At 51.4% G+C, this 22433-nt stretch carries 20 protein-coding genes; 19 read left to right on the forward strand and 1 reads right to left on the reverse strand.

Annotation, left to right across the window (positions count from 1 at the left end; translation table 11 throughout):
* Position 1: 1 nt before the first annotated feature.
* From GYMC10_RS07985 to GYMC10_RS08070, 18 genes are all read left to right on the forward strand, one after another.
* On the forward strand, positions 2-1147 hold the full coding sequence (locus tag GYMC10_RS07985; protein ID WP_015734057.1) for a cysteine desulfurase family protein: 1146 nt from the start codon (positions 2-4) through the stop codon (positions 1145-1147).
* A gap of 138 nt (positions 1148-1285) precedes the next feature.
* Complete coding sequence (locus GYMC10_RS07990) at positions 1286-1807, forward strand: PRC-barrel domain-containing protein (protein WP_009592754.1); 522 nt, start codon at positions 1286-1288, stop codon at positions 1805-1807.
* An 11-nt stretch (positions 1808-1818) separates the two neighbouring features.
* Entirely contained in the window at positions 1819-2028 is a 210-nt protein-coding gene (locus tag GYMC10_RS07995; RefSeq protein ID WP_015734058.1) for a hypothetical protein, read from the forward strand.
* A gap of 159 nt (positions 2029-2187) precedes the next feature.
* Positions 2188-3255: an AI-2E family transporter gene (locus tag GYMC10_RS08000; protein ID WP_009592785.1), complete on the forward strand. Its 1068-nt coding sequence runs from the start codon at positions 2188-2190 to the stop codon at positions 3253-3255.
* 422 nt (positions 3256-3677) lie between these two features.
* On the forward strand, positions 3678-6305 hold the full coding sequence (alaS, locus tag GYMC10_RS08005) for an alanine--tRNA ligase (protein ID WP_015734059.1): 2628 nt from the start codon (positions 3678-3680) through the stop codon (positions 6303-6305).
* 218 nt (positions 6306-6523) lie between these two features.
* A complete protein-coding gene (locus GYMC10_RS08010) occupies positions 6524-6784 on the forward strand; it encodes an IreB family regulatory phosphoprotein (RefSeq protein WP_006208869.1) in 261 nt (86 codons plus the stop codon).
* Between the two features lie 12 nt (positions 6785-6796).
* A complete protein-coding gene (ruvX, locus tag GYMC10_RS08015) occupies positions 6797-7210 on the forward strand; it encodes a Holliday junction resolvase RuvX (protein ID WP_015734060.1) in 414 nt (137 codons plus the stop codon).
* A 17-nt stretch (positions 7211-7227) separates the two neighbouring features.
* On the forward strand, positions 7228-7530 hold the full coding sequence (locus GYMC10_RS08020; RefSeq protein WP_015734061.1) for a DUF1292 domain-containing protein: 303 nt from the start codon (positions 7228-7230) through the stop codon (positions 7528-7530).
* On the forward strand, positions 7530-7841 hold the full coding sequence (locus GYMC10_RS08025) for a DUF1292 domain-containing protein (protein ID WP_175320776.1): 312 nt from the start codon (positions 7530-7532) through the stop codon (positions 7839-7841). Before GYMC10_RS08020 ends, GYMC10_RS08025 begins: the two co-directional genes overlap by 1 nt.
* A gap of 94 nt (positions 7842-7935) precedes the next feature.
* The gene (gene mltG, locus GYMC10_RS08030; RefSeq protein ID WP_015734062.1) at positions 7936-8979 is read left to right on the forward strand and encodes an endolytic transglycosylase MltG; all 1044 of its coding nucleotides are present in this window, start codon (positions 7936-7938) and stop codon (positions 8977-8979) included.
* 102 nt (positions 8980-9081) lie between these two features.
* Positions 9082-10014, forward strand: coding sequence for a peptidase U32 family protein (locus tag GYMC10_RS08035; RefSeq protein ID WP_015734063.1), 933 nt, complete (start codon positions 9082-9084; stop codon positions 10012-10014).
* A gap of 12 nt (positions 10015-10026) precedes the next feature.
* A complete protein-coding gene (locus tag GYMC10_RS08040; protein ID WP_015734064.1) occupies positions 10027-11370 on the forward strand; it encodes a peptidase U32 family protein in 1344 nt (447 codons plus the stop codon).
* A 215-nt stretch (positions 11371-11585) separates the two neighbouring features.
* Positions 11586-13760: a methyl-accepting chemotaxis protein gene (locus GYMC10_RS08045; protein ID WP_009592774.1), complete on the forward strand. Its 2175-nt coding sequence runs from the start codon at positions 11586-11588 to the stop codon at positions 13758-13760.
* A gap of 123 nt (positions 13761-13883) precedes the next feature.
* Positions 13884-15392, forward strand: coding sequence for a spore germination protein (locus GYMC10_RS08050; protein ID WP_015734065.1), 1509 nt, complete (start codon positions 13884-13886; stop codon positions 15390-15392).
* Positions 15393-15398: 6 nt separating this feature from the next.
* A complete protein-coding gene (locus GYMC10_RS08055) occupies positions 15399-16505 on the forward strand; it encodes an endospore germination permease (protein WP_015734066.1) in 1107 nt (368 codons plus the stop codon).
* Complete coding sequence (locus GYMC10_RS08060; RefSeq protein WP_015734067.1) at positions 16498-17649, forward strand: Ger(x)C family spore germination protein; 1152 nt, start codon at positions 16498-16500, stop codon at positions 17647-17649. The genes GYMC10_RS08055 and GYMC10_RS08060 overlap by 8 nt, the downstream gene beginning before the upstream one ends.
* Positions 17650-17662: 13 nt before the next feature.
* Positions 17663-17848, forward strand: a complete 186-nt coding sequence (locus tag GYMC10_RS08065; protein ID WP_015734068.1) for a hypothetical protein — start codon at positions 17663-17665, stop codon at positions 17846-17848.
* A gap of 57 nt (positions 17849-17905) precedes the next feature.
* On the forward strand, positions 17906-19696 hold the full coding sequence (locus GYMC10_RS08070) for a peptidoglycan D,D-transpeptidase FtsI family protein (protein ID WP_015734069.1): 1791 nt from the start codon (positions 17906-17908) through the stop codon (positions 19694-19696).
* On the opposite strand, the gene GYMC10_RS08075 is transcribed toward GYMC10_RS08070, so the two are convergent.
* The gene (locus GYMC10_RS08075) at positions 19645-20808 is read right to left on the reverse strand and encodes an AI-2E family transporter (protein WP_015734070.1); all 1164 of its coding nucleotides are present in this window, start codon (positions 20806-20808) and stop codon (positions 19645-19647) included. The two genes, GYMC10_RS08070 and GYMC10_RS08075, sit on opposite strands and share 52 nt — an antisense overlap.
* A 143-nt stretch (positions 20809-20951) precedes the next feature.
* Here GYMC10_RS08075 and GYMC10_RS08080 point away from each other — a divergent pair, with 143 nt between their 5' ends.
* The gene (locus GYMC10_RS08080) at positions 20952-22334 is read left to right on the forward strand and encodes a polysaccharide deacetylase family protein (protein ID WP_015734071.1); all 1383 of its coding nucleotides are present in this window, start codon (positions 20952-20954) and stop codon (positions 22332-22334) included.
* Positions 22335-22433: the final 99 nt, after the last annotated feature.

Consider the following 22433-nt stretch of genomic DNA (forward strand, 5'->3'; position numbering starts at 1 on the left):
GATGAAATCAGTATACTTGGATCATGCCGCATCAACCCCGGTTCATCCGGAGGTTGCGGAGCGGATGATGAATGTCATGACGAGCCAATACGGCAATGCTTCGAGCGTCCATGCTTTTGGACGGGAAGCGAAGAAGATCGTGAACGGGGCGCGTGATCGAATAGCGTCTTTGTTAGGATGCCATTCGGACGAGCTGGTGTTTACCGCAGGCGGGACCGAGAGCGATAACCTGGCTGTTCTGGGACTGCTGGAGTCCTTGGGCGCGGAAGGCAGACATGTGATTACGTCAGCGGTGGAGCACCATGCGGTGCTCCACACTTGCCATGAGCTGGAACGGCGGGGCTGCCAGGTTACCTATGTCCCGGTGGACCCTACAGGGCGTGTTTCTGTAGAGGACATTGCGGGCGCGATTCAGGACAACACGGCGCTGGTGACCATCATGTACGGCAACAATGAAGTAGGCACCGTTCAGCCGATCGCCGAAATCGGCGAGTTATGCCGGAGCCGCGGAATCGTATTCCATACCGATGCCGTTCAGGCATTGGGCTCGGAGGCGATCAACTGCCGCGAGCTGCCGGTGGATATGTGGAGCTTCTCCGCCCACAAAATCAACGGGCCGCAGGGCGTAGGCGCTTTGGTCGTCCGCAGGGGACTCAGCGTCTCTCCCCGTCTGTTCGGAGGGCTGCAGGAGAAAAAGCGCCGGGCCGGAACAGAGAATATGGCCGGAATCGCCGGTTTTGCGGCGGCAGTGGAATGGACCGTGCAGAATATGGAGACGCGAATCCAGCATTATCGCGAACTGAGATCGACCCTCCTTGACGGGCTTCGTCAGGAGATTGGCGAGAATTCTTTTGTGATCAATGGAAACCCGGAACATCACCTACCTCACATCCTGAATCTCAGCTTTCCCGGTGCCAATACGGAGACGATGCTGATGAACCTCGATATGGAAGGAATTGCGGCGGCAAGCGGCTCGGCTTGTACGTCGGGATCCCTGGAAATATCCCATGTACTCCTAGCAATGAAACTTTCTGACCCTGTTTTGCGCTCCGCGATTCGTTTTAGTTTCGGTTTGGGTAATACTACTCAAGAAATGGAGTACACTGCCCAAAAAATTGGAACCATCCTTAATCGGTTACGTAAATAGATGTTAAGGGATTTCTCCTTCTACGGAATAGGGGGTATGCGTTCGTCCATTTCATCCTTGGAAATTGCCCGTCGGTCAGCGTTTTTTGGGAACCGCGGTTGATTTCAAACCATGAAGGATGAGGAGGTGTCCACGGTTATGAAACTTCAAGAAATGATCGGACTGGCTGTATTCGACGTGGAGAACGGTAAGGAAATCGGCAAAATCCACGATTTTATACTAGATGAGAACTGGTTGATTACCGGATTGGAGCTGGAAGGCAAGGCTTTGTTTTCCTCTCATGTGAAAAGCGTCTCATGGGAAGATATCGTAGCCTACGGGGAAGATGCCGTCATGATCCGGAGCCAAGAGGCTGTCCGCAAATTGGGCGCCAACGATATACCGCTTACGTACCTATTGGGCAAGCGCAAATTGAAAGAGATGCAGGTCCTGACAGAGGATGGTGTCCTGCTCGGTCGTATATCGGATGTTTATTTTGAGCAGGAACAGGGCAATACAATACTAGGGTTGGAAATATCCGATGGATTTGTCTCGGATTTGATCGAAGGTCGCAAATGGCTGCCTTGCACAGCGGAAATGGCTATCGGCGAGAGTGCCGTCATGGTACCCCCGATGAGCGAACAGCGTCTGGAAAAAGCCATTAATTCTGTGAACGGATAGGGTGAGGTAGGATGAAATGTCCAAACTGTAGTTCCAAAGATATCGGAAAAATCGGCTCCCACCAGTTTTATTGCTGGGGTTGCTTTATCGAATTGACGGTTAACGGAGAGAAAATGTCCGTATACCAGGTAGAAGAGGACGGCACGCTCAGCTCGCTGGATGATTTGTTCTTCGGCGATGACATGCAGCCGGATTTTCCTCAGATGCACGCGTCTTCCTGAAGAACGCGTACATAGCGTAAGATCAACGACTCCTTGCTTAAGGCCTGTGCGGCTGAATAGCAGGAGTCTTTTTCATTTTGGCCGGCGGAAATGTTAGTTTATTTCTGGAAGCTTGTACATATACTACAGGGTAGCTTTCGAAAAAAGGAGGGTGCCTGTTTGGAACAGCTGACCGAGAACAAATGGTTTCGGTTGTTGGTTTGGTTGATGCTTGGACTCATCTCCCTTTATTTTGTCTGGCTGCTGCGCCCGCTGTTTCTGGATGTCTATCGCTTTCTTAAGGCCGTCCTGGCGCCATTTTTGGTTGCCATGATCATATCGTATGTGTTGAATCCGATTGTATGCACGCTCTCTGACCGCAAAGTTCCGCGGAGCATTGCGGTGCTGCTCATTTATGCCGTCTTCCTGACTTCGCTGGCCGTCATTCTGATCAATATGATTCCGATGCTGATCCGGCAGCTGGAGGAGCTCAACGAGCACTTGCCTGAATTATCGATGAACGCCCAAAGCCTGATGACCAATCTGGACAGCAGGCTGCTGCCCCCGGGAGTAAGGACAGGCGTCAACAGCTGGTTCCTGCAGATGGAGTCGAGGCTGGCCGGTGGAATTTCGGATTTCATGGACAATATCGGCAACACCATCAACATCCTGTTTAATGTGTTAATTGTTCCGTTCCTGATCTTCTACATATTAAAAGATTTTGAGGTGTTCCAGCGAACCGCCGTATCCTATCTGCCGCGGAGCCGCCGGAAGTCGATTGTCACGCTGCTGAAAGAGATCGACACGGCCCTCGGGAATTATGTCCGCGGACAATTTCTGGTATGCTTGATCATCGGCGTTCTCGCTTACGTGGGGTACATGATCGTGGGCATGCCGTACGCGCTGCTGCTGGCCAGCATCGTGGCGGTGTTTAACATCATCCCGTATCTAGGCCCCTTTCTCGGGGCGGCTCCTGCGCTTGTGATGGCATCCACGATTTCTTGGAGGATGGTGCTGCTGGTGGCGGTGGTCAATATGGTCTGCCAAACGCTGGAGAGCAATGTCATCTCGCCGCAAGTGGTCGGCAAGAAGCTGCATATGCATCCGCTTCTGATCATATTTGCGCTCCTTGTCGGCGGACAGGTGGCAGGAACCGTGGGTCTGATTCTGGCCGTACCGGTCTTTGCCGTCATCAAAGTGCTGCTGCAGCATGTTTTCGCTTATTATGTCAGGAAGAAATCCGGTTGACCCCTTCGGCCGATAACCAGGCATGTTCATGCATTGACAGATGGATTCCCCCTATATATACTTGAAATGATAAACCTATAACCGTTAAAATCGATGACAAAATCGAGTAGGCTTTGTGCACCTTGCCCAGAGAACAGGTTCCTGCCCGGAGAATTTCCGGCTGGCTGCGAGAACCTGGAAGCGTCCCTAGCCGAATGCTAATTTTCGAGTGTGATTCAAAATTCACCGGGCGGCTCCCGTTATCAAGCTGTTACGAGGCGATCGTCGTATTCGTTATCCAAGGAAGACATGCTGGAGGATGAATGGACGATAACCAGGGTGGTACCGCGAGAACATTCGTCCCTGAATTATATTCAGGGGCGTTTTTTGTGTTCGGATACAAATGATTGTATCCCTATATTACGACTGAAGGAAGTGTAGAGATGAAAGCTAGTGAGATCCGTTCCAAATGGCTAGAGTTTTTTGCAGAGAAAGGCCACAATATTGAGCCGAGTGCATCGCTTGTACCGCATAATGACCCGTCCCTGCTCTGGATTAATGCAGGCATGGCTCCGCTCAAGCCTTACTTCGACGGGCGCGTGAAGCCGGAAAATCCGAGAATTGCCAACTCGCAGAAATGCATTCGTACCAACGATATCGAGAATGTCGGCAAGACCCGCCGGCACCATACATTCTTCGAAATGCTGGGCAACTTCTCCATCGGCGACTATTTTAAAGAAGAAGTGATCACCTGGGCCTGGGAATTCCTGACGGACAAAAAGTGGATCGGCTTCGATCCGGAGAAGCTGTCCGTAACCGTGTATCCGGAGGACGAGGAGGCCTATAAACTGTGGAACGAGAAAATCGGTCTCCCGAAGGAGCGCATCATCAAGCTGCAGGATAACTTCTGGGATATCGGCGAAGGACCATGCGGACCTTGCACCGAGATTTTCTATGACCGCGGCGAAGGATACGACACGGAGGCACCCGAATCCGAAATGTTCCCCGGCGGCGAGAATGAACGCTGGCTTGAAGTTTGGAACCTCGTGTTCTCCCAGTTCAACCACAACAAGGACGGCAGTTATACACCGCTTCCGAACAAGAACATCGATACGGGCGCAGGTCTGGAGCGCTTTGCTTCCATTCTGCAAAACGTGGCTTCCAATTTCGATACCGACCTGTTCCAGCCGATCATTCAGAAGACGGCAGAACTTGCCGGCGTAAAATACAACGAGAAGACGGAATACGATATCGCTTTGAAAGTCATTGCAGACCACATCCGAACGGTTGCATTCGCGGTAGGCGATGGCGTGCTGCCTTCCAACGAAGGCCGCGGCTATGTCATCCGTCGTTTGCTCCGCCGCGCGGTTCGTTACGGAAAGGTGCTCGGACTGGACAAACCGTTCATGTATACTTTGACCGGAACCGTAGGCGATATTATGGGAGTATACTACCCAGAGGTCGTTGAGAAGCGCGCCTTTATCGAGAAGGTCATTGCGACGGAAGAGGAACAGTTCCATAAAACGCTCTCGGACGGCTTGAACATCCTGGCTGACGTCAGCGCCGAAGCGAAGAAGCAGGGCAAATCCGTCATCAGCGGCAACGACGCGTTCAAATTGTATGATACGTACGGCTTCCCGTTTGATTTAACGGAGGATTATGCGTCCGAACACGGATTGACCGTGGACCGCGAGGGCTTTGATGCCGCGATGAAGGAACAGCGTGACCGTGCGCGCGCAGCCCGTCATGAAACGGAAAGCATGAAGGTCCAAGGCGGCGTTCTTTCCGATTATACGGTTAAAAGTGAATTTGTTGGATATAATGACACCGTCAGCGAGGCGAAAGTGCTCGCCATTGTGTCCGGTGACAGCTTTGCGGACAGCGTCAGTGAAGGCGAGACCTGTCAGGTCATTCTGGACGTTACCCCGTTCTATGCGGAAAGCGGCGGCCAGGTCAGCGATCAGGGGATGTTGGAAGGCGGATCCGTGCGTGCCCGAGTGGAAGGCCTCTTCAAGGCTCCGCATGGACAGCATGTGCATTTCGTAACCGTCGAGCTCGGCGAGCTCAAAGTGGGCGATACGGTCAAGGCGCAGGTCGACTCAGCCATGCGCAATGACATCGTCAAGAACCATACAGCGACTCATCTTTTGCATAAAGCGTTGAAGGAAGTGCTTGGCGAACATGTCAATCAGGCAGGTTCCCTTGTTGAACCGCAGCGTCTGCGCTTCGACTTCTCCCACTTCGGCAGCATTACGCAGGAGGAACTGGCCGATATTGAGCGCCGCGTGAATGAACAGGTATGGAAGAGCGTTCCGGTCGTTATCGAGCGCAAGGCCATTGATGAAGCGAAGGCGATGGGCGCCATGGCCTTGTTCGGCGAGAAATACGGCGATATCGTCCGTGTCGTTCAGGTCGGGGATTACAGCATCGAGCTGTGCGGCGGATGCCATGTGGACAACACGTCCCAGATCGGAATCTTCAAGCTGCTTGGCGAGAGCGGCATCGGCTCCGGCGTTCGCCGCATTGAAGCCGTAACGGGACGTTACGCTTATGAGCATCTGGAGGGCCAAATGGACCTGCTCAAGCAGGCTGCCGGCTTGCTGAAGAGCAATCTTGCGGACGTGCCGAAGCGGATCGAAGGCCTGAACCAACAGGTGAAGGATCTGGCCCGGGAGAACGAGTCCCTGCAAGGGAAGCTGGGAGCCATTGAAGCCAGCCAGCTGACCGACAAAGTGAAGCAGGTCGGAAACACGTCGCTGCTGGCAGCCGAAGTACAGGCCGGCAGCATGGACGGACTCCGCGGCATCGCTGACGAATTGAAGGGCAAGCTGCCCGAGACCATTCTTGTGCTCGGCTCCAAAGCAGGCGACAAGGTGAATTTCGTCGTAGCGGTTCCGCAGGAGCTCGTGAAGCAGGGCTATCATGCCGGCAAGCTGGTTAAGGAAGTCGCATCGGTATGCGGCGGGGGCGGCGGAGGCCGTCCGGATATGGCCCAAGCCGGGGGCAAGGATGCTTCCAAGCTTGCCCAGGCGCTGCAGCATGCGGAGGACCTCGTAGCCCGGGGCGTGTAAACATGATTTGTCCGGATTGTGTACGGCAGGCGACCGTAAGCGGGAAGCGGCATTTGCTGTACACAATCCCGAATTTTTTGGAACACTCTCTAAATATTTCGCTTTGGATTTCCGTAGAGACTTAGGATTATGTTATGATATAACTAGATCAAGCTGGTAAATATTTATTCGACGAAGCATGGTAAACATGTTCTTTGAAGAAGCGAGGTGTGTCACACATGGACTCCATGGATAAGACAGTCAAGTTCAATGTAAAAGGTGATGAAAAGGAGGCTTCCGCCCAGGACATTCTACTTTCGGTATACGATTCGCTGGTAGAGAAGGAGTACAATCCGATTAACCAAATCGTAGGGTATCTTTTGTCCGGGGATCCCGCTTATATACCTCGGCACAATAATGCCAGAAGTTTGATCCGGAAAAAAGAGCGAGATGAATTGATTGAAGAACTGGTCCGGTTCTACTTAGCCAGTCACCGTTAGGAGCACACAGGGATGAAGAAGATCATGGGATTAGATTACGGGGACCGCAGAATCGGTGTTGCCATCAGCGACGCGTTCGGATGGACGGCCCAAGGGGTTGAAGTTATCGAACGCCGCCGCGACGAAGGCGAGCTGGACAGAATTGCCGCACTCGTCAAAGACAACGAGGTCGGCGAGATTGTGGTCGGCCTGCCTAAGAATATGAACGGCACGATTGGTCCGCGGGGCGAAATCTGCATGGAATTCGCAAACACGTTGCGAGAGTCCCTATCCTTACCCGTTCACCTTTGGGATGAACGGCTATCAACAGTATCCGCTGAAAGGACATTGCTTGAAGCCGATGTCAGCCGAAAGAAGCGAAAACAGGTTGTAGATAAAATGGCGGCAAGCTTGATTTTGCAAAACTACTTGGATTCTAAAAGGTAAAGGTGAGGGTGATTACAATGGCTAATGAGCATATTGGTATGGAAGAAGAACCGGAAATTATTTATATTCCCGACGATGAAGGCAACGAGGAAGAATTCGAAGTCATCATGAAATTCGAAGTGGATGGCTCGGATGCCAAATATATGATGGTCGTACCAAGGGAGTCTGCAGAAGAAGAGACCGACGAGGTTTACGCCTTCCGTTATGAGGAAGACGGAGAAGACCTGAAACTGTTTATGATCGAAGACGATGAAGAATGGGCCATTGTTGAAGAAACCTTCAATACGCTCGTGGAAGAGCTGGACGGGAGAGACGAATGATGTCTGATTTTTCGGTTGAGAATATCGTATGGACCCAAGCCCTTAAGGAAGCATTCGGTGAGAGTGTTGAGCTTGAGGACGATAAAGGCCATCTCGAGGTTTATGATATTGCCGCCGAATTTGAAGTGGATGGTCAAGGGTATGCCATTCTGGTTCAGCCGGACCGCACCGATGAGGAGTACGAGGTTCTCCGGATCGTGAAGAATGCGGATGGCGGATTGGAGCTGGCCACCATTGATGACGACGAGGAATGGGAGAATGTGTCCGAGCTCTACGATGAGCTGACGTTTCCCGAGGGAGACGAGGACTAAGCTCTCTCCTGCAGGAGCACATGCTTAATTTTCAAATGAAAGTTCAGGAAGGGGCGGAGCTGTCCGCCCCTTTTGGTGTGAAGGGATGAGTAGATTGAAGAAACTGGCAATAGCAGCATTGGTTCTGATCCTCATTGCAGGCGGGGCCGTATTCTACGTATGGAATGGTTTGCAACCCGTTCAGAGCTCGGAAACTCCCGTCGAATTCACCGTGGAGTCCGGCATGAGCACATCCTCTATCGCCGATCTGCTTGAGGAAAAGGGACTGATCAAAAATGCTCTCATACTTAAAGGTTATCTGAAGCTTAGCGGCGAAGGCAGCCGTCTCATGGCGGGCACCTATGAAGCAACGCCGGGCACTCCCTTCCAGGAGCTGTTATCCAAGATGAACAACGGCGAAGTGAAGCCTGAGGAAATGGTCCGTTTCACGATCCCCGAGGGATATACGATCCTTCAGATGGCGGAAACCATCGCTCGCGAGAGCGGCATCGACGAGAAGGAGTTCCTGGAGGTTGTGGACCAGCCATCCGGCTGGAATGTGCCCATAGCGGAAGAGATTCCCGCAGAAGCAAATCTGAGGCATCATCTGGAGGGCTACTTATTCCCGGCGACCTATGAACTGCCGAAGAAGGATCTAACGGCAAAAGGGATCGCAGAGACCATGCTGAAGGAAACCGAGAAGCGTTTGGCTGAAATTCCGGATTGGGAGAGCCAGCTGGAGGCGCGAGGCGTGACGTTCCATGAGCTCATGACCATCGCTTCGCTGGTGGAGCGGGAAGTGGTTGCGGACCAGGAGCGAGCCCTGGTAGCCGGCGTGATTTATAACCGGCTGGACGAGGATATGAGGCTTGAAATCGATGCGACCGTTCAATATCTGTTAGATAAGCCGAAGGAGCGGCTGCTTTACGCCGACCTGGAGGTCGAGAGCCCGTATAACACTTATCGTCAAAAGGGACTTCCGCCGGGGCCTATCTCGAGCCCGAGCCTGGAATCCATTCAGGCAGCCCTGAACCCGGAGAAATCCGATTATTTGTTCTATGTGACGAAGAAGGACGGTACGCAGGAGCATCTCTTTGCCAAAACGTACAAAGAGCATTTAAAAAACATCGAGGCCAGCAAAAAGATGGCACAACAATAATATGACGTGTTCAGTAAGTCCGATTGCGGCAGGCAGGCCACGCCTCAATACTACGGCATGAAAGAGGCTTGTTGAACAACCTCTAATAGGGAGGAAATCATCATGAGTATCAAACCTGAATTATTGGCGGCAGCCGGCTCCGTGGCCGATGCTGCTGCTTACTTGGAAGCCGGAGCCGATGCGCTGCTTGTCGGCGAAGACCGCTTCGGCATGAGATTGCCCGGCAGTTTGACCCTGGACGAAATTGCGCAAGTCGTGCAGCTTGCTCACGGGCAAGGGAGCAAAGTGTACGTAAGCTTGAACAACTTAATGACCAATGATTTGCTGCCGGAGCTTCCCGCTTATGTTAAAGCGGTCGGAGACATCGGAGTGGATGCGGTGGAATTTAACGATCCCTCGGTGCTAACCACCGTAAAAGACTTGGCTCCGCAGGTAAAGCTCCACTGGAATGCGGAAATGACCGCCACCAACTATTCAACGGCCAATTACTGGGGAAGCAAAGGCGCCTCCCGGGTTATTCTGGCGCGTGAATTGAATATGGACGAAGTCACGGACATGAAGCCGCAGCTTCAGCTGGAAGCGCAGGTCCAGGTCCACGGCATGACCAACATCTATCACTCCAAGCGGCGCCTGGTGAACAGTTACATGCAGCAGCAGGGCAGACCGGTCAATGACGGCAGCCTGGGCAAAGAGCGAGGCCTGTTTCTCATCGAGGCCGAACGCCAGGACGAGAAGTATCCGATCTATGAGGATATCAATGGCACCCATATCATGAGTTCGGAGGATATCTGCATTCTGGAGGATCTGCATCTGCTGATGGCAGCAGGCGTGGACAGCTTTAAGGTGGAAACACTGCTGAAGCCGCGCCATTACAATGAGGTTGTAATTCGAACGTATCGTAAAGCGATCGATCTCTATGCTGCAGACGCTTCAGCTTATGCATTTCAGGAAGAGTGGATGGACGGAATCCGCGCGATTCAGGATCCGGAACGCGAATTGTCGTTTGGATTTTTCTACAAGGAACAAGTTTATTAAGGAGTGGACAGCATGGAAGCAATGGCACAGCCAAAATACAAAGGCAAACGCTATCGCCTGGACAAGCCGGAATTGCTCGCCCCGGCCGGTAATTTGGAAAAACTGAAATTTGCGGTGCATTATGGTGCCGATGCGGTATATATCGGAGGGCAGAAATACGGCCTTCGTTCGAATGCGGACAACTTCAGCTTCGAAGAAATGAAAGAAGGCGTGGAATTCGCCAAGAAATACGGCGCGAAGGTGTTTGTGGCCACCAACATTTATGCGCATAACGAGGACATCGAAGGCATCGAATCCTACCTGCGAAGCCTGGAAGAAGCAGGCATTGCAGCGATCATCGCTGCCGATCCGGCGATTATCGAGGTTGCCAAGCGCGCTGCGCCTAAACTTGAAGTACATCTGAGCACACAGCAGTCCACGCTCAATTGGCAGGCCGTGAAATTCTGGAAGGACGAAGGATTGCCGCGGGTCGTACTGGGACGGGAGGCAAGCCTGGAGGAAATCGCAGCGATTAAAGAGCATGTTGACATTGAGATCGAAGCCTTTATCCATGGAGCAATGTGCTCCTCGTTCTCCGGTCGCTGCGTATTGTCCAACCATTTTACGGACCGTGATTCCAACCGGGGCGGATGCTGCCAATCCTGCCGTTGGAAATATGATTTGTTCGAGGATGGACGAGAAGAGCAGGGACATTGGGTGTCGGAAGAGCAGCAGCTGATGGAACAGCCTGCCCCTGCTCCATCCCCGTTCAAACCGGGCGTTACCCAGATCCCGCTGTTCCAGCCGGAAGATAATCAGTTTACGATGGGGTCGAAGGATCTCTGCATGTTGGAGCATATTCCGGATCTGATCGAGGTCGGAATCGACAGCTTCAAGATTGAGGGACGGATGAAATCGATCCATTACGTTGCGACCGTGGTCAATGTGTATAGACAGGCGATTGATTCTTACATGGCCGACCCTGACCATTATGTATTGAAGCCGGAATGGATCGAGGAAATTAATAAAGCGGCCAACCGACCGCTGAATACTGGATTTTTCTATGATACGCCGGACCATGAGGATCATATTTATGAACCGGAAGAGAAGGCGGTGCCTTATGATTTCGCCGGATTGGTGATGGAATATGACGAACATTCGGGAACGGCCGTCATCCAGCAGCGGAACCACTTTAAGCCGGGGGATCAAATCGAATTTTTCGGGCCGGAAGGGACCTTCTTTAAGCAGACGGTAGGGCCTATCCAGGATGAGAATGGAAGCGAACTGGATGCAGCTCGCCATCCCCTTCAGCTCATTCGCATGAAGGTGGATCAGCCGGTGCGTCATTTTGATATGATGCGAAAACGCAAAGGATAATAAAATATGGTTCTTAAGAACTACACAATTGAGAATCCGGGTCTGTGGATGGACCTTGGATTCTTTTAGTTTACAAAAAAATTAGGATTTAAGAATTATTTTTTTGCGAAAACCCAAAGGAAAACACCCCCAATTGTCGAAATAAAGAGTAACGAATACGTTTCAGGGGATTGGACCGACGTATTAATAATATGATTGTGGTAGGTGAACAGCTAATGTCAGAAGTTGAGCAGCATGATAAGAAACCGAAAAAGGACAAGAAGCCCGGGGGAAACAAAGAGAAAAAGAAAACGCCTTCGGCATCATCAGGGATACATACTGCCAAGTCGTTCGTTTCCAACATGGGAACGGCCATAAGCCGCATGCCGATGAACCCGGCAAAATCCGTCGGCATCCGGTTGTTCCTGATCTTTTTGTCAGCCATTGTATTTTTTGTGATCGTCCTGGGGTATCTGTCTTACAACAAGGCAAAGGACACGATTGAGAAGAATGCTGCAAACGGCAATCAGCAGACGATTATCCAAACCTCCGAGAAAATCGACATCATTCTGGATAAGTACGAGAATGCCGGCAGACAAATCTTCTATGACATTGAATTGCAGAAGTTGTTGTCCGAGTACACGGATAAGAAGTTAAGCGAGTACGATGCGTTTACGGTGGAGCGGACCATCCGCGATAAACTATCCAATCAGATTACGTCGGACTCGGCCATCAGAGCCATTTATTTGATCCCTTCCAAGGGAGAGAAGATCATATCCGCAGGACAATCCTCGGAATCCTCCAAAACCGTCCTTGAGCAAAGCTGGTATGCCGAACTGAAGGAAGGCGACAAGAAGATTATGTGGCTGCCAACGATGCAGAACAGCGGTGCTCCGTATTTTACGATTGCCCGCTCCTTGGGTTCCATGAACGACCTGACGTCTACGTATGTCGTCATGTTTGAACTGAACGCCTCGGTGCTGGATGCCCAGCTGAAGGGAATTAACCTTGGCGAGAACGGTCAACTGCAATTGATCAGTCCGGAAGGCATCGTTGTTTCCTCCAGCGATTCCTCCATCGTGGGTTCGGAAACTGCTTGGACGTTTGCGAAAGAGTTTCCGGCCGACACCAAAACGGATGACGTAAGAACGAAGGATGAGGAAGGAAGAAATGTACTGGCGGTTTACAATACGCTGAGCACGAACGATTGGAAGCTCGTAGGTTCTGTCCAAACCAGCGAGCTCACGAAGGATGCCTCCAGCATACTGGTCATCACGCTGATCGTGGCTGCGATCGACGTTATTTTTGCCATTCTGATCGGGATTTGGATGGTAAGGATGATTGCCCGTCCGATAGGCAAGCTGAACCTGCTGATGAAGGAAGGCGCTAAAGGGAATTTGAATGTTCGTACAGACCATAAGAGCCAGGACGAAATCGGTCAGCTCTCGGCCAGCTTCAACGATATGATGGAGCAGATTACCGGACTCGTGCAGCAAACGAGCAATACCGCCCAGGAAGTGCTTCGAACGGCTGCCGAATTAAGCGATGCCTCGAAGAAGACTGCGATTTCGGCCAAAGAAATTGCCGTGGCTACCGAGGAAATTGCGAACGGAGCCAGCAGTCTGGCAGTTGAAGCAGAGCGCGGCAGCGATCTGACCAACAACATCTCGAAGCAGATGCAAATCGTTGTTACGGCTAACGAAGAGATGGGCAAATCGGCCCGTCACGTAGAAAGCTCCAGTGAGCTGGGAACAAAGCATTTGAGCGACTTGCTGGATAAGACCCATCAGACCGAGGATATGACCCGCTCGATGATGCATAAGGTTGATGGCTTGAAGGAAACGACATCTTCGGTTGCCAAAGTGCTTGATGTGCTTCAGAACATCACCAAGCAAACGAACATCCTCTCCTTGAATGCAACGATCGAAGCGGCCCGTGCCGGAGCAGCCGGTAAAGGCTTCATGGTCGTGGCCGATGAAATCCGCCAGCTGGCAGACCAATCCAGGCAATCCATCGATATGGTCAGCCAAATTACGGACCGCATCATGGCCGAGATGAACGAAACCGTGCAGGTACTGCTCGATGCGAACCCGCTCTTCAAGGGTCAGATGGATGCCGTTAAGGAAACGAACGATATCTTCGTATCCGTTCAACAGCAGATGGTAGAATTTATCGATCGCTTGGATTCCGTCACGCATTCGATTGATGAGCTGAATGAATCTCAAAATGTACTTTCGGAAGCGATGAGCAATGTGAGCGCGGTAGCCGAAGAATCCTCCGCAACTTCGGAAGAGGTGGCTTCTCTCTCCACAGAGCAGCAAAGCGTCAGCAGTCAGCTGGTTAATCTGTCAACACAGCTTGAGAATGTATCGAATGAGCTGAAAGAGACCTTGTCTCGTTTTAGATTATAGAAAGTTGTTTCATAGGCTGTTCCATCCGTTAAGCGGGTAGGAGCAGCCTTTTTTCTGTTACGGATAAAAATGGATTTCAGAGGGTATCATAACGGAGAATATGGTTGAAGGAGTCGAGGTCACATGAAGACGAAGCAGCCTGGCCAAACGCCTGAATTCCTGTCAACGCACCTAAAGGAAAACCTGGAAACATTGAGTCTGTTGCTCAATGACCCCAGCGACCTCACCACCAAAGTGCTTCAGGTTGGGGGCGTTTCATATACCTCAGCCATTGTCAGCTTGGAAGGATTATCCGATCAGTTGTTGATTAAGGAGCAGATTATCCAGCCGATTCAGCATAACCCGGAGCAATACGCGTCATCCATGAAGGATGTGCGGCATGTTCTCCATGAAATCGAGAATCGGATGATATCCCTGCAGATCACCAACCGAACGAGGCGCTGGGATGAAGTCATTCCGGTCATTCTTTCGGGCGATACGATTCTTATGCTGGAGGGTACGGATGAGGTCCTGCTGATCAAAACCCGCAAATGGCCGGGACGGAGCATTGAGGAACCTCAAACCGAAGCGCTGGTCCGCGGCCCGAGAGTAGGATTTACGGAAAGCATCTACACCAACATCTCCCTGCTGCGAAGACATATTCGCGAGCCCAATTTGACGATCGACCCCCATACCATCGGCAGGCGATCGAACCAGTCGCTTGTGGTCGTCTATATTAAAGGATTGACGAATCCGGAGCTGATCGAAGAAGTCAACCGCCGGCTGAAGTCGCTGGATCTCGACTATGCCCCTGAATCCGGAATGGTGGAGCAATGGATCGAGGACAGCTTTTTATCGCCGTTTCCCCAGATCCTCAATACCGAGCGACCGGATAAGGTCACTTCCGCCCTGCTGCAGGGAAAAGTAGCGATTTTGCTGGACGGTACCCCTTTTGTGCTTCTGCTTCCGTTTACTTTCATTTCCCTGTTACATTCCCCGGAGGATTATTACGAACGATGGAGCATTGGCTCGCTGATACGTTTGCTGCGTCTTGTGGCCATCGGAATTACCTTGTTTCTTCCCGCGCTGTATATTGCCATCCTGTCTTTCCATCCCGGCATGATCCCGTTTAAGCTCGTATTTTCGATTGCTGCTTCACGGGAAGGGGTGCCCTTTCCTGCAGTGATCGAAGCCTTACTGATGGAAGTTACACTGGAATTGCTGCGCGAAGCGGGAATTCGCCTGCCGAAACCGATAGGTCAAACGATCGGTATTGTCGGAGGACTTGTGATCGGGGAGGCTGCGGTTCAGGCGGGGATCGTGAGCCCGATTATGGTCATCATCGTGGCACTGACAGCAATATCCTCCTTTGCCATTCCGTCTTACAGCGCAGGCATTTCTTTTCGAATGCTCCGCTTTGCGATCATGATTGCTGCAAGCTTTCTGGGACTGTATGGGATCGTGCTGACCTTTATCATGATCTGTATCCACTTGATGAGGCTGCATAGTTTCGGAATCCCTTATCTGAGTCCCATTGCCCCCTCTGTTCAGCACGATTGGAAGGATATGTTTATCCGCGTGCCGGTGACTTGGCTTACGCTCAGACCTTTATTTATGAAGCCCCAGGATATCCATCGGGCAAAAAAGCGGTGATTCGTAATGAACATTAACCAACGAAGCAGTCAAACGATCGGAAGAAAAGAGATTGTCTACTCTGTCAGCAATATGATGATTGGACTCGGAATCCTCACGCTCCCCCATACGATTGCGAAGAAGACCCAGTTCTCGGATGGCTGGATGCCGATCGTTCTCGGCGGCATGATCGCATTTGTATTTGCTTGGGCCATCGGCGTATTGGCTTCGAGGTTTCCCGGTAAAAACTATCATGCAATGGCCTCGATGATTTTGAGCCGAAAAGCAGCCCATGTGCTGACGCTGTTAATGAGTCTTTACTTTCTGTTATTTGTTAGTTACCAAGTGCGCGGTGTTTCCACGATAACGAGGCTGTATTTATTCGATAACACGCCGGAGGAAATCATCGGGCTGGTTTACTTGCTGGTATTAATCTATGCCGTTGCCGGGCCAAGCATCGCTTTGGTGCGTTTGAACCTGATTTTCTTTCCCATCGTTGTCACGATTTTGCTGCTGATCGTCCTCTTGAATCTTGGAAGCTTAAACATGCACTTTCTGCTGCCTGTGTTTAAAACCGATTGGAGAAGAATCGTTGCCTCTTCGAAGGATACGGTATTCTCCTATCTAGGACTTGAGATCATGCTGTTCTACAACATCTATGTCGCTAGGAAAAGTAAGCTTCCAGGATCTATTTTACGCGGGTTGATGATACCGATCTGCATATACTTTGTTGTTTTTGTGTTTGTCATTGGCGTTTTTGGACCGGTGGTGGTCTCCAATACGCTGTATCCGTTAGCCGAATTGGCCAAAGAGGTTGAAGTCCCGGGAGGGATATTCGAACGGTTTGAATTTTTCTTTTTTGTCATCTGGCTGATGACGTTGTTCAGCACGAATGCGATGGCGTTTGACGTGGCATTATTGGCGCTGGAATCCGTATTCCCTAAACATCAAAGATTTACGATGATCCTTGTTCTGGCCCCGATCCTGTTCATCCTCGGTTTATTGCCGAGCTCGCTCCGAGAACTCAACGTATTTGCCGAATGGATCAGTTATATGGGGGTCGGATTCGCATGGGTGCTTCCGGCACTGCTGCTCTTGATCGCTAAAGTTCGGGGGGTGAAGGGGGATGGCTAGAAAACTCAGGATGTTATTGGCGCTCATGCTGTTATGGCCGACAGCCGGCTGCTGGGACCGCATCGAAATCGAGGAGCGCGGATTTGTAGTCGGCACGGCTCTTGACGCGGCAGAGGAAGGACAAATTAAGCTTACGTTTCAAATTGTCGTGCCTACGCAGATGAAAGGCTCCAGCGGCCAAAAGAGTGAGGGAGGGAGCCCTTTTATCAATCTGTCCTCGACCGCGAGCAGCGTATTTAAAGCCGCGCGGAAGATGTCGAATGAGATCAGCCGCTCTCCTTACCTGGCCCATAATCAAGTGATCATTATCTCTGAAGCGCTGGCCGGAACGGAGCACATAGGCGATGTACTGGATTTGTTTGTCCGGGATCCGGAGAACCGGCGAGCTTCCAATATTATGGTCGCTGAGGGAGAGGCAAGCAAGATCCTGGAGATCCATTCAAAGATTGAAACCTTGCCTGTGCAGTACATTCGTTCGACGCAAGAAAATAAGGACAAAAGCGAATCCATCACGCCTCCAACGAATATGGGGGAACTGCATCATTTCCTGTTGTCCAAGTCGAGTTATGCGCTGCCCCGGGTATCGATCACGCAAGACGACAGAGTATCCACCAGCGGCGCGGCTGTGTTTAACGGCGAGAACTACAGGTTCATAGGATTCCTGGACAACGATGAAACCACGGGCCGGAACATGATGCAGGGAACGGTAAAAACCGCATCCCTGGAACTGGTCGTTCACGGCAAACAGCTCGTTTTTGAAGTCAGGGAATTCAACCGGATCATTCGAGTCCATCTGGACGATCGCGGACGTCCCGAGTTTGACGTTGAAATTTCGGTCAGAGGCAATATTGGGGAAGCTGAGCTGGAAGAGAGCGAAATCGTTCGCGAACTAAACGGGGAGATCAAACGCAAGGCGGAGGAACGGATCAAGGAAATCGCAATGGATGTTATTCAAAAGGCCCAGAACGATTATAAATCGGACTTTTTGGGCTTCTGGAAGAAATGCCAAGAGCAGGAGTACGAAACTTGGAACCGTTACAAGGACGACTGGGACCGAGGTCAAAACATTTTTTCGCAATGCAAGATCCATGTGCACGCAGACGCGAGAGTCCGAACCATTGGAACCATTACCGGGACGGAATAAGGAAGGAAGGTTGATGGAATTCATGGATCTTCGCTACGATATTTTGTTAAATCCGCTTGTCGTGATTGGTATACTGCTGCTCATCCTCGTACCGTTGACCTTATTCCAAACGAACCGGTATCTGCACAAATACGGGGATCCGCCCTGGAAGCAGCCGGAGAAACCGGATGATGGTGCAGAGAGAAGCGAACATGATTGAGTCAGGTTCCATATGGAAATAATGAGGAAACAAAGACTCAATTGGAGGAGCGGAACCATGAGGCTAATCCGCAATAAACGAATTACATACGGATGGCTGATTTTGACGATATTGATTGCTATTTTGACGATGCGCCTTGCCTGGGTGCAGCTCGTGATGAAGCATCAACGGGTCCCCGGAAGCCGGCATACAATGGTTGAGGCATCGCTTATCCAGCGGGAACGGGGCATCGTGCTGGATTCGGGCCGCGGACATTTTACGGATCGCAACGGAAAACCGCTCACAGGCAATTTGATCTGGACAGCCGTATTGTTTCCGGCCGGCGAGAAGGAGCTGAGGAGCGCCCATCATCAGGTTGCCAAGCTGGCCCGCATCTTGGGAACGGACACGAATCAGTTGCTGCAAATCTGGGGCAAGCTAAAGGAGCCGCAGCTATGGCATGGAGCGGATTCCCGCATTCCGCGTTCCTTGTCCAAGGAGCAGATCAAGCAGATTCGCGAGCTTGAGCTCCCCAAACTCAAGGTTCTTCCTTATGAGCAGCGGTACGGTAATCGCCAATCGGGCATGCAGTGGCTTGGTTTTGTATCCGGCCAGCGTAAGGAAAGCCTGTTCTTTCAGGATTATCCGGAAATTTCGGGAACCAGCGGCCTGGAGAAGACGATGGATTCGCTGATCCGGGGTGAAGGACCTACGGTCGTCTATTTTCCGGTAAACAGCACGAATGAAGTGATTCAGGATATGAAGCCGATGGTGAAGGCGCCGGACAATCGGTACTATCCGTTACGGGTATCCACAACGATCGATATCGATATTCAGCGGGGGATCGAGACCATCACGGAAAAAGCGGGCATGAAAGAAGGGGCGGTTGTCGTGCTGGATGCACGCAATGCCGATATCGTGGCGATGGTATCCAGACCGTTTTACAATCCGGAGCAGATACATCCGAAAGACGGTCAGTGGGAGAATCGCGGATTGAAAGCGGCCACGCCAGGCTCCGTGTTCAAACTTGTCACGGCAGCGGCCATTTTGGAGAATGGTCTCAGCTCGCCAAACGAACATTTTCATTGCGATGGGGAATTCGGCAAGTTCGGATTGTCCTGCTGGAAAAAGGGCGGGCATGGAACGATTGATCTGCGCGAGGGCTTTGCGGAATCCTGCAACGTCGTATTTGCCACGCTTGCGGAAAGATTAACCCCACAGCAAATGACCTCAGCGGCATCCGCGCTGGGCTTTGGTCAAAGCGTAGGCTGGCAATCACAGCAGTTTTTAGGGCTTCGCTCATTTGCACCGTTGGATCATGAAGAGAAGGGGACGGTCTTTTCCGGCTCCGCAGATGCCTCCGATGCAGGCGTAAGAGTGCAGACAGGCATAGGCCAAAGAGACGCTGCCGTATCTCCGCTCCAAGCCGCTAATGCGATGGTGACGCTGCTTCATGGCGGGGTGAAGACCAAGCCGCGTATTGTGAAGCAGATTCGGTACGCGAACGGCCAGTTGCTTCAGGATACGAATCCGCTGTACGAAGGCCCAGCAGGAAACGGTATTTCCCGGGAAACCTCTTCGATCCTGCTCGAATGGATGGAGGATGTCGTTCAAGAGGGAACAGGAAGCGCTTTGAATCATCGCAAATGGACCCTTGCAGGCAAATCGGGAACCGCTCAGGTCAAAGTAAAGGGCCGCGCCCGAAACAATCAGTGGTTTGTCGGGTACGGCCCGGTGGAGAAGCCACGTTATGCGGTGGCAGTATTGGTGGAGAATCGGAGCACGAACAGCAGCAATCAGGCAACCGAAATTTTCGGTCAGGTCTCCGATTTCTTGGCCTCGGTTGAAGCGGGCTCCGGCTCCGCGTAAGAGCGGGACATATCCCAAGGGGACACATCGAATTCTTCGCTCGGCAGATGGATCCACTGCTTCAGATATCCCTGCGCAAGCAATTCCTTGATGAGAATCAGCAGGATGGGAGCCAGAATCAAACCGGCAACCCCAAATATCGACAGGGAGATCATCATAAAGGACAGCATCAGAAAGGCGGAGGATACGCCGATCGAGTTTCCCGTAATTTTAGGCTCAAGCAGCTGTCTGGAAATGACCACAACGGCAAGCAGAACGATCAAGCCGATTGCAAGCCCGGTGTTGCCTACAATGAACAAATAGGTGATCCACGGAATAAGAATAACGGGAACCCCAAGCAGTGGCAATACATCGAATACGGCGCAGATAAGCGCGACGGACAGGGAATTGCCCGTACCTAATATCAAGAGTCCTATGTATACAATGACAAAGGTGATGCTGACCAGCTTCATCTGGGCTTTAATATAAGAGCCGATTGCCTTGAATACATTGTCCTTCAGGAAAACGAAAGCCGTCTTAAGCGTCTTCGGCGTCTTGTCCTTGGCGATTCTCCGCCAGCTGCCGATTTCCGTGCTCAGGAAGAAAGCGAGGATAATCGCAACCCCGAAATTCGCGATGAACGAGGAGAACGACCCCATGAATCCAACGATGTAACGGAAGAACGACTCGGCAGCGCCCTGGGCAAAGGTGGTAATGTCTTGGAAGTAACCGTTCAGGCGGTCCGTCAGATCCGGCGGCAGCGCGTCGAGCTTCGTCTGCAGGAACATCAGGGTTTCCGAGAAATGTTTCTGGATCGTTTGGGTGTAAGCCGGCAAATTGTCCTGCAGGTTCATGAATTGCGATACGATGAGCGCTCCGGCTCCAAACAGGATGCCAAGGATGACGAGCAGGAAGAGCAGAACGGATATCGCGGCGGCGAAGGGCTTCGGAAGCCCCCTGCGGTGCAGGAATTTGGAGAAAGGCTCAATTATCAGGAAAACGAGGAAAGATAAAAACACCGGAGCCGCAATCTGGTAAAGCTTGCTGAATATGAGCATGATCAAGTAAACCGTAAGCACGATTAAACCTATATCGAAGGCGGTTCTCCAATATTTTTTATACAAGGGAAGCATAGTGGGATATCGGCTCCTTTATACTTTATTGATAGATATCATTGTACACGATTTGCGAAAAAAAAGCCTATTTCTTTAAGTGCTATGATAAAATAATAATAGTGTCTTTCATTAGAAAAAGAAATAAAAAGCGGGGAGTTAGCATGCAAACGTTACTGCTATGGTTGTTTTACCTTTCATCTTTTTATGCATTCATTCCCGGCATCCTGACCCGGATATTCGGATTTCGAGTATTTCGCAGGGGAACAGGCTTGGAAGACTTCGCCTTAACCTTTGATGATGGTCCTGATCCGTTCTATACACCAAGACTGCTGGATCTATTGAAGCGGTATAATATGAAAGCGACTTTTTTTCTGGTCGGTTCCCATGCCGAGAAGCATCCGGAGGTCGTCAAACGCATTCATAGCGAGGGTCATCTGATCGGGATTCACAACTATGTTCACAAGAGCAATTGGTTAATGCGACCCGTGACCGTCCGCAAGCAAGTCAAACGCACGGACGATATCATCTACGCCATAACCGGCGAGCGCTCGAGATATTACAGACCGCCTTGGGGAATCGTGAATCTATTCGATTTTGCCAAGAATACCGGCTGCCGCATCATCTTATGGTCCTCGATGTTTAATGATTGGCGAAGCAAGATCGGCGCTGACAAGCTGACTCAGCGTATGCTGGCCAAGCTGAACGGCGGCGAGGTTATGCTCCTCCATGACTGCGGTACGACGATGGGAGCGAACCCCGATGCGCCGGAGCAAATGCTGATTGCCTTGGAACGCGTACTGAAAGTCGCAGAGCAGAAGGGAATTAGAAGCATCCGAATCGACGACATGATGGCTAAGGAAAGCAAAGCGAAAGCGAAGAAGCTGTCTCCTCTCAAGCGGTTGATCGTCTCGTTGTGGCTCTTGTGGGAAAAAGCATTTCATGCGGTGTTCGCGCTTGAAACGGTTAATCCGGAGGATCCGATGCTGCATTTCCGAAAGCGTGCTTTCACCGGCAAAACGGTCGTGATGGAAGACGGCAGCCGGCTTGAGAAGGGAGACCAGGTGCTCGAGCTCCACTTTGACAACAAAAAATTGTTCGAGATCGGCAGCCGCTCCCGCTCGGAAGTGCAGCTTGCCATCAAAATGATTCGTGCCGTGCAGAAGGATTTGCCTTCTCTAGCGAACATGGTGCTGGACCGGCCCGAGTTTAAGGATATCAAAGGGTTGTATGCTGTAACCATGATTTCGCGTGGCCCCGAGCAATTCGGATTCCATGTGATGGATTTGCCTCGGGGGCTGTTCGCAAGCTCGTCCAGACTGTATCTGAAACTGCTGCTCAGCGTCATTCACCCGAAAGGGCAGGCCCGCCTGAAGGAGGGCACCCAGATGATGGAGCCGAAAATGCTCGTCATGCCGGTGGATGTTCTGATCGGACGTTATGCGGAGAAGAAAACGCAGGTTTTGCCTCCATCGGAGGAACAGCAGGAAGTTCAACAGGAGCATGCGGGTGATCTGGCGGTTGCCAGTGTCTCGCAAGGCATGTAGTTCATCGAATCGATGGTTTCCGCCATTATGCATGGATTATCTCTTAGATGGTTTTGGTTATAAAAAAGGGGTTATCCCCGCAGGCTGCTGCAAATGCCT

It is taken from the genome of Paenibacillus sp. Y412MC10 (genome assembly GCF_000024685.1).
Lineage (GTDB): Bacteria > Bacillota > Bacilli > Paenibacillales > Paenibacillaceae > Paenibacillus_AQ > Paenibacillus_AQ lautus_A.

Bases quoted from the DNA above. Each gene is read 5' to 3' on its own strand.
- GYMC10_RS07985 (WP_015734057.1), top strand. From the start codon at position 2: ATGAAATCAGTATACTTGGATCATGCCGCATCAACCCCGGTTCATCCG.
- GYMC10_RS07990 (WP_009592754.1), top strand. From the start codon at position 1,286: ATGAAACTTCAAGAAATGATCGGACTGGCTGTATTCGACGTGGAGAAC.
- GYMC10_RS07995 (WP_015734058.1), top strand. From the start codon at position 1,819: ATGAAATGTCCAAACTGTAGTTCCAAAGATATCGGAAAAATCGGCTCC.
- alaS (WP_015734059.1), top strand. From the start codon at position 3,678: ATGAAAGCTAGTGAGATCCGTTCCAAATGGCTAGAGTTTTTTGCAGAG.
- GYMC10_RS08010 (WP_006208869.1), top strand. From the start codon at position 6,524: ATGGACTCCATGGATAAGACAGTCAAGTTCAATGTAAAAGGTGATGAA.
- ruvX (WP_015734060.1), top strand. From the start codon at position 6,797: ATGAAGAAGATCATGGGATTAGATTACGGGGACCGCAGAATCGGTGTT.
- GYMC10_RS08020 (WP_015734061.1), top strand. From the start codon at position 7,228: ATGGCTAATGAGCATATTGGTATGGAAGAAGAACCGGAAATTATTTAT.
- GYMC10_RS08025 (WP_175320776.1), top strand. From the start codon at position 7,530: ATGTCTGATTTTTCGGTTGAGAATATCGTATGGACCCAAGCCCTTAAG.
- GYMC10_RS08035 (WP_015734063.1), top strand. From the start codon at position 9,082: ATGAGTATCAAACCTGAATTATTGGCGGCAGCCGGCTCCGTGGCCGAT.
- GYMC10_RS08040 (WP_015734064.1), top strand. From the start codon at position 10,027: ATGGAAGCAATGGCACAGCCAAAATACAAAGGCAAACGCTATCGCCTG.
- GYMC10_RS08045 (WP_009592774.1), top strand. From the start codon at position 11,586: ATGTCAGAAGTTGAGCAGCATGATAAGAAACCGAAAAAGGACAAGAAG.
- GYMC10_RS08050 (WP_015734065.1), top strand. From the start codon at position 13,884: ATGAAGACGAAGCAGCCTGGCCAAACGCCTGAATTCCTGTCAACGCAC.
- GYMC10_RS08055 (WP_015734066.1), top strand. From the start codon at position 15,399: ATGAACATTAACCAACGAAGCAGTCAAACGATCGGAAGAAAAGAGATT.
- GYMC10_RS08060 (WP_015734067.1), top strand. From the start codon at position 16,498: ATGGCTAGAAAACTCAGGATGTTATTGGCGCTCATGCTGTTATGGCCG.
- GYMC10_RS08065 (WP_015734068.1), top strand. From the start codon at position 17,663: ATGGAATTCATGGATCTTCGCTACGATATTTTGTTAAATCCGCTTGTC.
- GYMC10_RS08070 (WP_015734069.1), top strand. From the start codon at position 17,906: ATGAGGCTAATCCGCAATAAACGAATTACATACGGATGGCTGATTTTG.
- GYMC10_RS08075 (WP_015734070.1), bottom strand. From the start codon at position 20,808: ATGCTTCCCTTGTATAAAAAATATTGGAGAACCGCCTTCGATATAGGT.
- GYMC10_RS08080 (WP_015734071.1), top strand. From the start codon at position 20,952: ATGCAAACGTTACTGCTATGGTTGTTTTACCTTTCATCTTTTTATGCA.